13 protein-coding genes are annotated in these 13,462 nt (G+C 68.6%); 8 read left to right on the top strand and 5 right to left on the bottom strand.

The window, feature by feature from the left end:
* Nucleotides 1-61 precede the first annotated feature (61 nt).
* From ACIP4X_RS26060 to ACIP4X_RS26050, 3 genes are all read left to right on the top strand, one after another.
* Nucleotides 62-187, top strand: coding sequence for a hypothetical protein (locus tag ACIP4X_RS26060; protein ID WP_391458000.1), 126 nt, complete (start codon nucleotides 62-64; stop codon nucleotides 185-187).
* Between the two features lie 120 nt (nucleotides 188-307).
* Nucleotides 308-586, top strand: coding sequence for a DUF6087 family protein (locus tag ACIP4X_RS26055; RefSeq protein WP_391457998.1), 279 nt, complete (start codon nucleotides 308-310; stop codon nucleotides 584-586).
* 204 nt (nucleotides 587-790) lie between these two features.
* Nucleotides 791-3,925 (top strand): DUF3427 domain-containing protein, encoded by a 3,135-nt coding sequence (locus tag ACIP4X_RS26050; protein WP_401350901.1) that lies wholly within the window; start codon nucleotides 791-793, stop codon nucleotides 3,923-3,925.
* 12 nt (nucleotides 3,926-3,937) lie between these two features.
* On the opposite strand, the gene ACIP4X_RS26045 is transcribed toward ACIP4X_RS26050, so the two are convergent.
* Entirely contained in the window at nucleotides 3,938-4,579 is a 642-nt protein-coding gene (locus ACIP4X_RS26045; RefSeq protein WP_391457994.1) for an ATP-binding protein, read from the bottom strand.
* A 235-nt stretch (nucleotides 4,580-4,814) separates the two neighbouring features.
* Here ACIP4X_RS26045 and ACIP4X_RS26040 point away from each other — a divergent pair, with 235 nt between their 5' ends.
* Nucleotides 4,815-5,660, top strand: a complete 846-nt coding sequence (locus tag ACIP4X_RS26040) for a Scr1 family TA system antitoxin-like transcriptional regulator (RefSeq protein WP_391457992.1) — start codon at nucleotides 4,815-4,817, stop codon at nucleotides 5,658-5,660.
* Nucleotides 5,660-5,881, top strand: coding sequence for a DUF397 domain-containing protein (locus ACIP4X_RS26035; protein ID WP_391457990.1), 222 nt, complete (start codon nucleotides 5,660-5,662; stop codon nucleotides 5,879-5,881). Before ACIP4X_RS26040 ends, ACIP4X_RS26035 begins: the two co-directional genes overlap by 1 nt.
* Before the next feature lie 30 nt (nucleotides 5,882-5,911).
* Here the strand turns inward: ACIP4X_RS26035 and ACIP4X_RS26030 are convergent, their stop codons facing one another.
* The gene (locus ACIP4X_RS26030; RefSeq protein ID WP_391457988.1) at nucleotides 5,912-6,142 is read right to left on the bottom strand and encodes an e9imm peptide; all 231 of its coding nucleotides are present in this window, start codon (nucleotides 6,140-6,142) and stop codon (nucleotides 5,912-5,914) included.
* Nucleotides 6,143-6,516: 374 nt separating this feature from the next.
* On the opposite strand from ACIP4X_RS26030, the gene ACIP4X_RS26025 reads away from it, so the two are divergent.
* Both ACIP4X_RS26025 and ACIP4X_RS26020 read left to right on the top strand, forming a co-directional pair.
* A complete protein-coding gene (locus ACIP4X_RS26025) occupies nucleotides 6,517-7,170 on the top strand; it encodes a hypothetical protein (protein WP_358728250.1) in 654 nt (217 codons plus the stop codon).
* Nucleotides 7,171-7,499: 329 nt separating this feature from the next.
* Nucleotides 7,500-9,413, top strand: a complete 1,914-nt coding sequence (locus ACIP4X_RS26020) for an FHA domain-containing protein (protein WP_401350861.1) — start codon at nucleotides 7,500-7,502, stop codon at nucleotides 9,411-9,413.
* 9 nt (nucleotides 9,414-9,422) lie between these two features.
* Here ACIP4X_RS26020 and ACIP4X_RS26015 read toward each other — a convergent pair whose 3' ends face one another.
* Both ACIP4X_RS26015 and ACIP4X_RS26010 read right to left on the bottom strand, forming a co-directional pair.
* On the bottom strand, nucleotides 9,423-10,625 hold the full coding sequence (locus tag ACIP4X_RS26015) for a M20 family metallopeptidase (protein ID WP_358728247.1): 1,203 nt from the start codon (nucleotides 10,623-10,625) through the stop codon (nucleotides 9,423-9,425).
* Nucleotides 10,622-12,061, bottom strand: a complete 1,440-nt coding sequence (locus ACIP4X_RS26010) for an MFS transporter (RefSeq protein WP_401350859.1) — start codon at nucleotides 12,059-12,061, stop codon at nucleotides 10,622-10,624. Before ACIP4X_RS26010 ends, ACIP4X_RS26015 begins: the two co-directional genes overlap by 4 nt.
* A 123-nt stretch (nucleotides 12,062-12,184) precedes the next feature.
* Between ACIP4X_RS26010 and ACIP4X_RS26005 the strand changes: the two genes are divergently transcribed.
* Nucleotides 12,185-13,171: an Lrp/AsnC family transcriptional regulator gene (locus ACIP4X_RS26005; RefSeq protein ID WP_401350857.1), complete on the top strand. Its 987-nt coding sequence runs from the start codon at nucleotides 12,185-12,187 to the stop codon at nucleotides 13,169-13,171.
* Between the two features lie 22 nt (nucleotides 13,172-13,193).
* On the opposite strand, the gene ACIP4X_RS26000 is transcribed toward ACIP4X_RS26005, so the two are convergent.
* Nucleotides 13,194-13,397 carry a DUF1737 domain-containing protein gene (locus ACIP4X_RS26000; protein ID WP_401350855.1) on the bottom strand — a complete coding sequence of 68 codons (204 nt, stop codon included), beginning with the start codon at nucleotides 13,395-13,397 and terminating at the stop codon, nucleotides 13,194-13,196.
* Between the last annotated feature and the right edge of the window lie 65 nt (nucleotides 13,398-13,462).

Genomic DNA, 13,462 nt, shown 5'->3' with positions numbered 1-13,462 from the left:
GAGCAGGCACTTCAAGGACGCCCTCCGGCTGAGAAGGCCGGGATTCGAACGAGTACGAGTCATGGATCGCGTCGGACTGGCGGCCGCACTGTTCGTCGAGGGCGAGCCCGAGCAGGGCGCCAAGGCGGCACAGCAGGCGATCGACGACGCATCCGCGTCGACTCCACCCTCGTCGCTTCCCGGCTGAACACCTTGCTGGAGGCCGCCCGCCCCTACAGGACGGCCACGGTCGACGCGGTGCGCGCGAGGGCCGTGGAGCTCGTGTCCTCCCGGTCAACCACCATTACGGCCTGAGAACATCGACGGCATGGCCAAGCATCGTCGTCCGGGACCACCGAACCAACGATCCCGGGCGGTCCCGCGGATCGACCCCGACGCCCCGCTCGCCTCGTACACCAGGCGACGTCGCCCGCCGATGGACGTCCACCGTCGCCACCGACCGGTCCACGGCGGCGCCGGCCACCTGCGACCGGATGAGCTGCGTGTCCTGGAGGAATGGGATGGGTTCGCGTACCAGATGGTTGGCACTGCGCCAGATCTGGCGGACGCGAGGGAGTGGGTGAACCGGGAACCAGACGTCCCCTGAACTGCCTCCGAGGGCGCGCCCCGCTCACCGCGACGACGCTGGCCGCCCGAGCCCGAGCCATGAAATCGGCTTCATCACCGCGGACATGACGGTCTGGCGGGCGGCGTAGCCAGAACTTCTTCACGCACTGCATCCAGGTTCTTCGATTGTCAGCGGCCCCTGTTACAACAGAGCCACTGAAACGTGATCGAGGGGGGCTTGGTGATGGAAGCACAAGGCGCGGGCCAGCCGGTCGCTGGGGTGTACGAACGGCTGATCACTGAGGACGTGCGCGATGAGCTGGGGCAGCTCGCTGCCATGGGGTGGAAGGCCATCGACGCCGAGGTGAGCAAGGAGTCCTCGCCTCACGTTCTGGCCCGGCATGTCGGCGAGGTTGTCGCCCGCAAGCTCAACCAGCTCCCCTCCGACCAACGGGTCCCCTTCGTCAACAAGGTTCTGGAATCTCTGGCCGTCAGCCAGACCGACGCCGAGCCCGTCAGCACGGTCGTCGACGGCCCCCGCCAACTGCTCGCCCTCGCCGAGCAGGAGGCGCCGGGAGCCTATGCGATCCGCCCCCTCACCCCGCTGTCCGAGACCTCGTTGATCACGAACTCGCCGGAGGACCTCAGCCTGGGCGCCGAGCTGCGCGCCGAGCTCGCGACCGCGGACCGTATCGACCTGCTCTGCGCGTTCGTGAAGTGGTACGGCATACGGGTCCTGGAGGACGCTCTGCGCGCCGCCAAGGAGCGCGGCGTGCAGATCCGGGTCATCACGACCACGTACATGGGAGCCACCGACCGTCACGCTCTCGACCGGCTGGTGCGGGACTTCGGCGCAACCGTCAAGGTCAACTACGAGATCCGCTCCACACGCCTGCACGCGAAGGCCTGGCTTTTCCGGCGCAAGACGGGCTTCGACACCGCCTACGTCGGCAGCTCGAACCTGTCCAGAGCCGCGCTGCTCGACGGCTTGGAGTGGAACGTACGGCTGTCGTCCGTCGCCACACCCTCGGTGCTGAACAAGTTCGAGGCGACGTTCGACGCGTACTGGAACGACACCGCCTTCGAGACGTACGACCCCGATCTCCACGGCGAACGCCTCGACGGAGCGCTGGCCCAGGCGAGTGGCACCAGCTCCACCACCGACCTGAAGATCAACCTCTCCGGTCTCCAGGTACGTCCGTTCCCACACCAGCGGGACATGCTGGAGCGGCTCACCGTCGAGCGGGAGCTCCGTGGGCGGCATCGGAACCTGCTGGTCGCGGCGACCGGTACCGGGAAGACGGTGATGGCCGCCCTGGACTACCGCAGCCTGTGCAAGGAGTCGGACGGCAGCCGGCCGAGGCTGCTGTTCGTGGCCCACCGCAAGGAAATTCTCAAGCAGTCTCTGCGTACGTACCGAGAGGTGCTGGACGACGCGTCGTTCGGAGAGTTGCTGCACTCGGGGCAGGACCCGCGCGACTGGAACCACGTCTTCGCCAGCGTCCAGTCTCTCGATGTGCAGCGCCTTGAGCAGCTGGCCCCCGATCATTTCGACATCATCGTCATCGACGAGTTCCATCACGCCACCGCGACGACGTACAGGCGGGTCATCGACCACTTCACACCGAAGGAACTCCTCGGTCTGACGGCGACCCCTGAGCGGATGGACGGGCTCAACGTCCAGGACGAGTTCTTCGAGGGCCGGATCGCCGCCGAGATGCGGCTGTGGGAAGCCCTGGAGAACGATCTCCTGTGCCCCTTCCACTACTTCGGTGTCCCTGACGGCACCGATCTGACGAACCTGGGCTGGCAGAGAGGCTCGTACACCGACCAGGAGCTCGGCAACCTCTACACGGGCAACCACGCCCGCGCCCGGATCGTGGTGAAGCAGATCCGGGACAAGGTCTCCAACCCGGGAGCCATGCGCGCGCTCGGCTTCTGCGTGACCAAGGCACACGCGCACTTCATGGCGGACTTCTTCCGCGAGGCCGGTTTCAACGCCGTGGCACTCGACAGCGACTCACCCGCCGACACGCGCGCCCAGGCCTTGTCTGACCTGCGCGGCGGCAACCTCCAAGTGATTTTCTCCGTCGATCTGTTCAACGAGGGCCTCGACATCCCCGACGTCGACACGCTGCTCCTCCTCCGCCCTACCAACAGCGCCACCGTCTTCCTCCAGCAACTGGGCCGGGGGCTGAGGCGTACCGAGACGAAGCCGGTACTCACGGTCCTCGACTTCATCGGACAGCACAGGGCGGAGTTCCGCTTCGAGGAGCAGTTCCGGGCACTGACCAACCTCTCGCGGAACCGGCTTGTCGATCACATCGAGCACGACTTCCCGCAACTGCCGTCCGGCTGCCAGATCATCCTGGAGGGCAAGTCCAAGGACCTCGTCCTCGACAACATCCGCACCCAAGTGAACTCCACCGTCAAGACGTTGGTGAAGGAGGTCCAGGCCTACAGCACGCCACGCCTCGCCGACTACCTTCGGGAGAGCCGCCGGGAGATCAAGGAGCTCTACAAGAGCGAGAACTCCTGGACGACCGTGCTGCGCCGGGCCGGTCTGATCGAGGGGCCCGCACCGGCTGAGGAAGCCGCGCTGCTCAAGCGGGCCCACGCCTTCCTCCACGTGGACGACCCGGAGCGCGCGGACGCCTACCTCCGCCTCCTCCAGGACGATGCTCCACCGTACGAGGAACTGGGCCCGACCGATCAGTCGTACGCCCGCATGCTGTTCTTCAACCTGTGGGACAACGCGGGAGGCTTCTCCAGCTTCCAGGAGGGGCTTGCATCCCTTCGGTCTCAGCAGGTGTTCCGAGATGAGCTGAGACAAGTCCTGTCACACGTCATCGAGCAGGCCGACCACTTCCCCATCCCGCTGTCCGGCCGCCTCAGCCAGGTCCCGCTGAAGGTTCACAGTGCCTACAACCGCTCGGAGATCCTCGCCGCTCTTGGCGTGGCGCGCTTCGGTGGGCAGATGCCCCGCTCCTTCGCGCAGGGGGTCCAGTGGGTCGAGGAGCTCCAGACGGACGCCCTGCTCATCACGTTGGAGAAGAACGAGAAGGACTTCTCACCCACCGTCCGGTACAAGGACTACGCGTTGAGCCCGACGCTCTTCCACTGGGAGTCGCAGAACGCGACGGCGGAGAACTCCCGAACAGGGTTGCGCTACCGGCAGCACGAGCAGCGCGGCAGCCAGGTCCTGCTGTTCATGCGGCGCTACAAGGACACCGACATAGGCAAACCCCAGCCGTGGATGCTCCTCGGCCCGGCGACGTACCAGTCCCACACGGGAAGCAAGCCGATGGCGATCACCTGGCGCTTGCAGCACGATCTCCCGGCGGACACATGGACGTACTCGGCCATCACGGCGAGTTGACCCGCAGCACCTCTAAAATCCGGCAGTTTCGGTCTCGGCCTGGAAGTGCGCCTGAGCTCGCTCCAGAACCTCGTCCGGGTCCCGGCCATGGGCGCCGAGCCAGTGGAGGAGATCGGCGATCACCTTGATCGCCGTCTCCTCCGCCACCGCCGTCCCGAGCCGTGTGAGCCGGGAGCGTTGTGGCAACTTCGCCACCTCGGCGTAGAGCCCGAGCACGTGCACGGCTCGGGCCATGCGGGGCCCTGTGGTGTGCCCGTCGTCCGCGGACAGACTTGTGCCCAGCTCACACCAGGTGGCCTTGCGTCCGGCGGTGAGGTCGACGCCCCAACGGTCGGTGATGGCCTCGATGAGAGCCATGCCTCGCCCCGTCTCGGCGTCCGAGTCAGCGTCCGTAAGGACCGGAAGGACTCGCGGATCAGGGTCGTGGACTTCGATACGCAGGCGAGTGCCGTTCATGAAGACGGCGAGCGTGGTCGGAGTTGCGGGCCCCACGTGCTTGATGACGTTGGCGACGAGCTCGCTGACGCACAGCTGGGCGGCCTCGACGACTTCCTGCAAGCCCCAGAGCTCCAAGTGGAGCCGCAGCAGGCGCCGCAGGGCGGCAACCTCTTCCGCTTCCGCCAGGAACGGCAGTTCCCATGCCCTTCTCGGCATACATCCGGCGCATTCCATGCCGTACCCCGCTTCCTCACTCACACTGACGGTGGCGTTCTGTGCGCTCAGTGACCTCACAGCCACCAAGAGTTGCAGATGAGAGTTCCAAAATGGAACTCTCATCTCGACTGAAGAGGAGCACGACGCAGCCCAACGCGCCCCGGCGCACGCCACCTTGCCGTCTCATCCGAGAGGCGACGACGATCTATCCGCACCGACTGGAAGGGTCACAGGAATGACGGTTGGACCAACCACCCGCAGGCGCCAGCTGGGAGCTGACCTACGTCGGCTCCGAGAGTTCAAGGGGCTGACTCTGGAGGAGGCGGGCTCTCGCGTCGGGATCTCGAAGGCGACCCTCAGCCGCTACGAAACCAAGGAAGGCTCGGTGAAGTGGCCGGCCGTCGACGCTCTTTGTCGTGAGTACGGCGCAACGGACGAGGAGCGTCTAGCTCTGGTGGAGCTGGCCAAGGGCGCGAAAATCCAGGGCTGGTGGCGCTCCCTGGCCGACCCCATCCCCGAGTCCATGAACCTCATGCTCACTCTCGAAGACGAGGTCGTCCGCGAGGACCACTACGCCTGCATGTACATCCCCGGCCTGCTCCAGACCCGCGCCTACGCCGAAGCGGTACACCGAGCCTCGGAGGTGCAATGCCCGGAGCGCGAGGTCCAGCACATGGTCGACATCCGCATGAAGCGGCAGGAGTTGCTGGATCGCGAGGAACCGCCGCACATCTGGTGCGTGATCGACGAGGCAGCGCTCCGACGACAGGTAGGCGGCCGAGATGTCATGCGGCAGCAGTTGGAACACCTGCTTGCTGCGTCCGAGCGCACACGAATCAACATCCAGGTACTCCCCTTCTCGTGCGGCGCCCACGCGGCAGCCGTCGGCAGCTTCGCCGTCCTCCGTGGTCAGACCCCCGAACTCGACGTGGTGTACGTAGACCTCATCGGCGGCGGCCTCTTCATGGAGAAGCCTCAGGAACTGGAGCGCTATAGGCTGGCGTTCGAATACCTCAGCGCTCAGGCACTCGACTTCGAGTCCTCTGCTGAGCTCGTCGAACGGATCAGCAGGGAGCCTTGATGGCGACGTCGGCAGAAGTGCGCTGGTTCAAGTCCTCTTACAGCGGCGGCAGTGGTACCGAGTGCATAGAGGCCGCCTTCGTCCCGTTCGGCGTGCTCGTGCGGGACTCCAAGCGGCCCGAGCATCCCCATCTCACCGTGTCACCCGGGGCATGGACGGACTTCGTCGCTGGCGCACGTCACAGCCGATTCGCCAGCACCCGCCCCCTTCCCCCTGCATGAGCGCCGCCGGGCGTGGACGGATGGGTTCCTTCACAGCGCGATCGGTCGATACGCCAAGGCCTGATCGACCACCTCGTCGGCTGAGAGCGCTCGCTCTGGCGGCCAGTAGATCAGGTCGGCGACCCACCCGGTTGGACAGTCCAGGGCCCTGTCGAGCATGTCCAGCCAGTTGTCCGCCTCCTCGTCAGTGGCGTAATCCACGTCCATGATCCGCTGCACGAGTGCGACGGCCTGATCCCGGCTCATCTCCACTCCGCCCATCACCTCGCCTACCGCTGATCGTCTTGCACCGCACAGTCGTAGTCGTCCGGTGCGGCGCGGTGTGGCAAGTCTCTTCAGCGTTGGGTTCGCGGTGGCGCGCGTCCTCGCCATATGACTTCTGCGACGTCCGCCATTGAAGCCCGGTAAGGCCCCCACGCCATGGCACGAGGCTTGGGTCCACGCGAACTGTCGCGCCATGGGCAATTTTAGTCACGATCGAGTGACTTCCTCCGTTTCAGTGCAACTGCACATGTCCTTCACCAGTCACACGAGGGCAACACGTAAGACATGCACCAGGGGAACCAATGAGCCAGCAGTACCCGCATCAGCCACAGCAGCCCGGTTGGGGTGGCCCGCAGCAGCCGGGGGCACCCATGCCCCAGCCACCGAAGAAGCACAGCACAGGGAAGCTTGTCGGGTTCGGCTGCCTCGGCGTCTTCGCTCTGTTCGTCGTGATCGGCATCATCGGCTCGATCGTGGGCGACGGAGACAGTAAGAGCGACGACAAGACCAGCTCCGCCAAGAGCAGCACCCCGAGCAGGGACGTCAAGGCCGACGACCTCGCCGAGACCACGGCCTCTACCCTCGGCGGCAACATCACCTCCTGGGTCGACAAGATGACCAGCCGCGGCGTCACCTGGGAGAAGCAGGGGTCCAAGGAGAGCATCGCCGGACTGCAGCCCACTCTCAACTGGTTCGGCGAAGCCAAGGGCGCCTCCTTCGGCGCCCCCTCCTTCGTCGCCGGCGCCATCACGGACACCCACCGGGGGATCCTCAGCCTGTCCTGCGACGCCGCCGGCATTCCCGAGGGCAATCCCTCCGAGCAGGTCGCCGTCTTCACCGACTGCGTCACCGCAGCCCGTCTCGACGGCATCGATGACGCCAAGGTCCGTACCTGGATCCAGACCAAGCTGCCCGCCATGTACGGCAAGGACGGCATGAAGGTCGAAAACCTCGAACTCGGCAAGGCCACGATCAGCATGGACACCGCCGGGGACACCGCCGCGATCAGCATCGAGTCGCAGTAGTGACCTTCGGCGCTTGAGGATCTGAAGGCCGTTGGCGCGCTCCTCAGAAGGAGCCGTAGATCCCCTCGGAATGTTCGTGCTCCCCTACTCCCCCGGCGATCCCCGGAGTTCTCTGACACCCCACCAACCCCACAACGCCTGATCTGCACCTTCCTGTCGTGCGGCCTTGCGCGGGGGCGACCTTGGGGCGAATCTGGAAGCCGCCTGTCGAGGGCTGTGGCAACGGGCCTGGGGGGCCATGGCTGTCTGTGCCGAGCTGTCGGATTTCGGGACCGCGCACGCCGAGTTGGGCCGAGGGCCAGTACGGACAGATCCAAGGGGGAGTGGCCATGCCGGCTTCGATCACCGGGCGTGTGGGGCCGCTGGCCGGGCGACGGTTTCCCGTCGGCGCCGCGCCGGTCACCTTCGGGCGCAGTGGTGACAGCAGTGTCGTGATCGCCAGTGGGCGGGCCTCGCGCCTGCACGCGGAGGTGCTGCGCGAGGCCGGCCGCTACGTCCTGTACGACCGCGGAAGCCGCAACGGGACGCTGGTCAACGGCAATAAGGTGACGTCGCACGTCCTTGCCTCCGGCGACGAGATCACCATCGGCGACGAGGTCTTCTGCTTCGAGCTCCCCGAGTCGATGGAGACGATCACGGACGTCCCGAACCCGCTCCTGACCCTCGCGGCAGGCCCGGTCCTGAAGGTCACCGTCTCCGGCGGCGGCCCCGTGGGGCTGAGCTTCGCACTGCTGCTGGAGCACCTGATGGGCCGTCGTGTGGCCATCACGATGTACGACGGCCGCTGGACCGAGGACGGTTCGCGGGTCGTCTGGAAGAACGAGGCGCAGGGCAACGTCCGGCGCCAGCAGGTCGTGACCGTCCAGAGCCGCCAGTACCTGAACCTCCCCGAGCAGGTCCAGGAGCGCCTGTTCGGCGCCGGCGCGTACACCGAGATGTGGCCGGCCGGGCCGGACTCCGTCCAGGGCTACGGTCCGCGGAACATCCGGATCGCCTACGTCGAGGACGTACTCCTCGAGATGGCGAACGAGAAGTCCGACCGAATCCGGCTCGTTCCCACCCGCTTCGACCCGGCCGAGCAGCGTGAGGCGGTGGTCAAGGACCACGTGCTCGCCATCTGCGAGGGCGGCCGTTCGCGGACCCGGGACCACCTCGCCGACAAGTTCGGCGCCCCCGACGCGTCCATCTACTCGCTGAACGGCCACCACGTCCAGGACGTCGTGCTGGGCCTGCGGGTCAAGTCCGACCTGCCGGACCCCATGGCCGTGCTGCTCACGGTGGCCCAGAACCGCTTCCTGCTCAACTCCCTGCGCGGCGAGGGCTTCCTGAACATGCGCCTGACCGACGCCGAGGCCCAGGAGGTCATCGGCGTCGACCCCGTACGGCACGTGTTCGAGCAGTGTGTCGCCTCGCGGCCCTGCCTCATGGGCCGCAACGACGAGGGCGACTTCCGCTGTTCGACCCATGGCACGCTGTTCCTGCCCGCCCTGGTCAAGGGTTCGGCCCTGTGGAAGCGCGTACTGGAGGGCCTGGTCCTCTTCGGCGTCACCGAGGAGAACCTGAGCGCCGTCACCGGGTTCCGCCTGGACATGGTGCAGCGGCCCCGCTTCACCGCCCGGCTCCACTCCGCGACGTCCGCCACCCCGGGGACGTACGGGTTCCTGCTCGGGGACGCCGCCAACGCGATCCACTTCTGGCCGGGACGCGGGCTCAACAGCGGCCTCGCGTCAGCCATCTCGCTCGCCCGCTCCCTCAGCAACGCCTGGCGCGGGAAGGCCTTCCGCGACGCCGACTTCGTCAGGCACGAGGCCGCGATGTCGATGCTCCAGTACCGGCACAAGAGCCGCGCCTGGAACGCGATGGTCACCACCGACGAACACGGTGACACCCGCGCGATCAAGGACACGATCGCGCAGAGCATCGAGGCCGCCGCGCCGGACGCGCCGAACACTCCGAACGGCGCGGCCGACAAGGCGGACGAGGCGGACCTCGACGCCTTCATGGACCGGCTGCGGGAGATCCGCGACCGCCTCTCGCCGCGGGTCCCCGGCATGCCGGACGACGCGACCCTCCGCGACCACCTGCGGAAACTGAAGCCCGAGACGGTCCACACCCTGCTCGCGAGCGGCGCCTGGGACACCCTGACCGTCGGCGGCGAAGAGGTGGACATCGACATCTTCTACCGGCAGATCTCCTCGCCGGCACCCGTCATGAAGCAGCCCGATCCCCGCCTCAAGGCCTGAGTCACAGCACTAGCAGCCGCCCCGCTCGGCCAGTCGCTTCAGCAACCGGCTCCGCTGCTCCTCGTCCGTCGCGAGGCCCAGCGCCGTCCAGGCCATGGCGAGCCCGCCGTCCAGGACGGCGAGGTCCGCGCCCGCGGTCGTGCCGTATCGCGTGAAATCGGGGTTGTGCATGATCGCGTCGCCGCAGTCGTAACCGATCATGGGATGGATGGACGGCACGATCTGCGAGACGTTGCCCATGTCCGTCGAGCCGCCGCGCAGCCGGGGGTCGCGCGGCGGCACGGTGCGGCCGAGGTCGGCCGCCGCCGCGCTGTACAGCGCGCACATGTCCAGGTCCTGCCGCAGGTCGGCGTAGTCGTTGCCGACCGTTTCGAGCGCCAGCTCGGCGCCCGTCGCCAGTGCCCCCGCCTCGAAACAGGCGCGCACCCGGGCCTGGAGCTCCCGCAGTTCGTCGATCGTCTCGGCGCGGCAGTCGTAGTCCGCCGTCGTACGGCCGGGGATGACGTTGGGTGCCTCGCCGCCGGAGGTGACGATGCCGGAGACGACCCCGCCGGGCGTCATCTGCTGCCGGTAGGCGCTGATCGCGACCTGCGCGATCATCATCGCGTCGGCGGCGTTCACCCCGCGGTGCGGCATGGCCGCCGCGTGCGCGGTACGGCCGGTGTACGCGACCTTCCAACTGCTGATGGCGAGCGAGGTCATGCCGACGGCGTCGGTGGGCGCGGCGTGGGCCATCATCGCCGCGGCCACGTCGTCGAAGGCCCCCTCGCGCAGCATGTCGGCCTTGCCGCCGCCGTACTCCTCGGCGGGTGTGCCGAGGAGTTTGACGGTGACGCCGATGTCGTCGGCGACGGAGGCGAGCGCGAGGGCGGCGGTGGTGGCGGCCGCGCCGTTGACGTTGTGGCCGCAGGCGTGGCCGATGCCGGGCAGCGCGTCGTACTCGGCGCAGATCCCGACGACCAGGTCCCCGGAGCCGGCGGTCGCGGTGAACGCGGTCGGCAGGCCGCACACGCCTCGTTCGACCGCGAAGCCCGCGCCCTCGACCAGGTCGGCGATCTTCCTGGCGGACCGGTGCTCCTCGTAGGCGAGCTCCGGCTCGGCGTGCAGGCTGTGGCTCAGCGCGAGGACCTGGTCCTGCACGCGGGTGACGGTGTCACGGCAGCGCTCCTTCAGCCGGACGCCGGTCCCGGTGCTTCCTTCGGCGCTGGTCACAGGGCCTCCTTCACGGGGCGGCGGTAGAGCAGGGAGACCAGCGCGCCCGCGAGGGACACGGCGGCGCAGATCGCCCAGGCGTGGGTGTAGGCGGTGACGGCGGGCAGCGACCTGCCCGCGGCGGTCTCGGCGGCGAAGACGGAGAGCACCACGGCGGCGCCGAGCGAGCCGCCGACGTTGATGAGGAGTTCGTTGATGCCGGAGCCCACCGAGGTCTGGTCGTGCGGTACGGCCTCGACGGCGAGGGTCCGGGTGGAGTGCTGGAGCAGCCCGCTGCCGAGACCGACGACGGCGGTGCAGGCCAGGTAGGGCACGAGGCTGCTGTGGGAGACGTACACGGCGAGGTTGCCGGCCGCCATCAGCAGCGAGCCCGCGAACAGGGTCCGCCGGTCGGAGAGCCGTGCGGCGACGGCGGGCGCGATCAGGGCGCCGAGCACGAGCGCCAGCATGTTCGGCAGCAGCGCGACCGCGGTGGCCAGCGGGGTGAGCCCGAGCCCGTAGCCCGCCTCGGCCCGCGAGGTGCTCAGGAACACCGGGTTGGCGACCAGCAGACCGAGCATGCAGGAGCTGAAGGTCAGGGTGACGATCGCGACCACGACGACGTTGCGGCGCCGGAACAGGCGCACGTCCATGACGGGCGCCGCGGTCCGCAGCTCGGCCAGCACCCACACCGCGGTCACCAGCAGGCCGCCGGCCAGACAGCCCAGCGTCCTCGCCGAGGTCCACTCCCAGCCGGGCGCGCCGCCCTGCCCGAGGCCCAGCGTGATGGCCACGAGCCCGACGCACAGCAGTCCGGCGCCGAGCCAGTCCGCGGAGCCGCCCGGCCGTTCCTCGGTCTCCGGCAGCAGCGGCCAGGTCACCGCGAGGGCGAGGCCCACCGCGACGGCGGGCACCCACAGCGCGGCGGTCGGCACGGCCACGTACTCGGCGATCAGACCGCTGCTCACCGTGCCCAGCGCGAGCCCGCCGACCAGCGCGGCCACCATGAAGCTGATGCCGCGCCGGCTCTCGTCGGCGGTGCGCCGGTTGCGCAGGATGCCGACGAGCAGCGGGAAGAACCCGGCAAACGCGCCCTGGAGCACCTGCCCCGCGAGCAGCAGCCCGAACGACCGGCTCAGCCCCACCAGGACCGAGCCCGTCAGGACGATGGCCAGGTTCCAGCGCAGCACGCGACGGTGGCCGTGCAGGTCGCCCAGGCGGGACAGGATGGGCGTGAAGGCGACGCTGGAGAGCAGGTTCGCGATGCTGATCCAGTTCAGCTGGGCGACGTTCACGTGCAAGGTGGTGGTGAGCCCCTTCAGCAGCGGGCCCAGGAAGCCCTGGGTGATGCCGCTGGACAGCTCCACCAGGACCAGGGAGACGATCACCGCGGCGACCGGGGTCGGGCGGAGGGCGGTTCTCGTCGGCGAAGGGGCGAGGATCGGGGTGTCGTTCATGGAGGCCGCACCTGTTCACGGAAAGTGGCTGGCGGAAAGTGCCACTCAAGTTCGCCCGAACGACTTAGTCTCGGCAATGAATCCCCGAGGATTCAGTGGAAACAAGCATTTGAGAGGTGATCGTTGGCGGATTCGGTCAAGCCCGGCGAAGCGGTGCCGTCGGCCCTGGACGCGCTGGACCACGCCATCCTGCGGCTGCTGGCCCGGGAGCCGAGAGCCGCCTGGGCGGATGTGGCGGGCCGCCTCGACGTGCATGAACGCACCGTCGCGCGCCGGCTGGACCGGCTCGTCGGCTCCGGTCTGGTGCGGTTCACGGCGTTCCTGGTGCCCGAGTACCTGGGCGAGGGGCTGGTCGTGGAGCTGGCGGTGCGCTGCGCGCCGGGGAAGCTGCACGCGGTGGCCCTCGCGCTCGCGCGCCGCCCCGACACGCGTGCCGTGGACGTGACCACCGGCTCGCCCGAGGTGCACGCCGAGGTGCTCGTGCCGGGCCCCGAGCAGCTCCTGAGCACCGTGGACGGGTCGATCGCCGGCATCCCCGGCGTCACCGACGTGCACACGGCGGTGGTCCTGCGGCTCCTGCTGACCGCCAACGACTGGGACCCGTACCGCCAGGAGCCCACACCGTCCCGCCGTCGCGTCGCCGAGGGCGGTGTCCTTCCCGAGCCCCTGGTCATCGACGAGCTCGACCGCCATCTGGTGGCCCTGCTGGAGCGGGACGCGCGCATCCCCATGGCGCGGCTCGCCCGCGAGCTGTGCGTGAGCGAGACCACGGCCCGGCGCAGGCTCGCCCGGCTCATGGACTCGCACGTACTGCACCTGCGCCTGCACGCCGAGCCCGGGGTGCTCGGCTTCCCGGTCGAGGCACGCTTCCGCCTCTCCGTCGAGCACCGCGCGCTGGAGGCGACCGTACGCCGCCTGGCCCGTGAACCCGACGTACGGCACCTGGTCATCACCACCGGCCGGGCGAACGTTCTCGGCTACTCCAGCCACCGCTCGGCGCAGAACGTGCACGACTTCACGACACGGGTGTTCGCGGAGCTGGACGGGGTGACGGGGGCGGAGGCGGCGCTGTTGCTGCGTTCGTACAAGAGAGCCGGTGTGGTCGTCTGACCGGCCCCGGAACCGGGTGCCGCTACGGCGCTGCCCGCTCCGGCCCCGACGGCCAGACCACCGCCTGGGCGACGACGACGTTCTCGCCGTCGAAGGTGAGGGCGGGGCCTTCGTGGAGCAGGTAGCCGAGGTCGAGCGCCTCGCTCACGCGCCGGCAGAACGAGGCGTCGTCCGGACCGGTCAGGACCCGGTAGCGGGGCAGTCCGTCGGGTGGTGTTGTGGTCATGCGGACAGGGTCTCAGGCCCGCTCGGCCTGCCCGTGAGCGGGCCGCCCAGTCGACCGGGGCCGGC

The organism is Streptomyces sp. NPDC088817, from assembly GCF_044750345.1.
In the GTDB taxonomy this organism is placed as follows: Bacteria; Actinomycetota; Actinomycetes; order Streptomycetales; family Streptomycetaceae; genus Streptomyces.
This window is presented reverse-complemented; position numbering and strand designations above follow the sequence as displayed.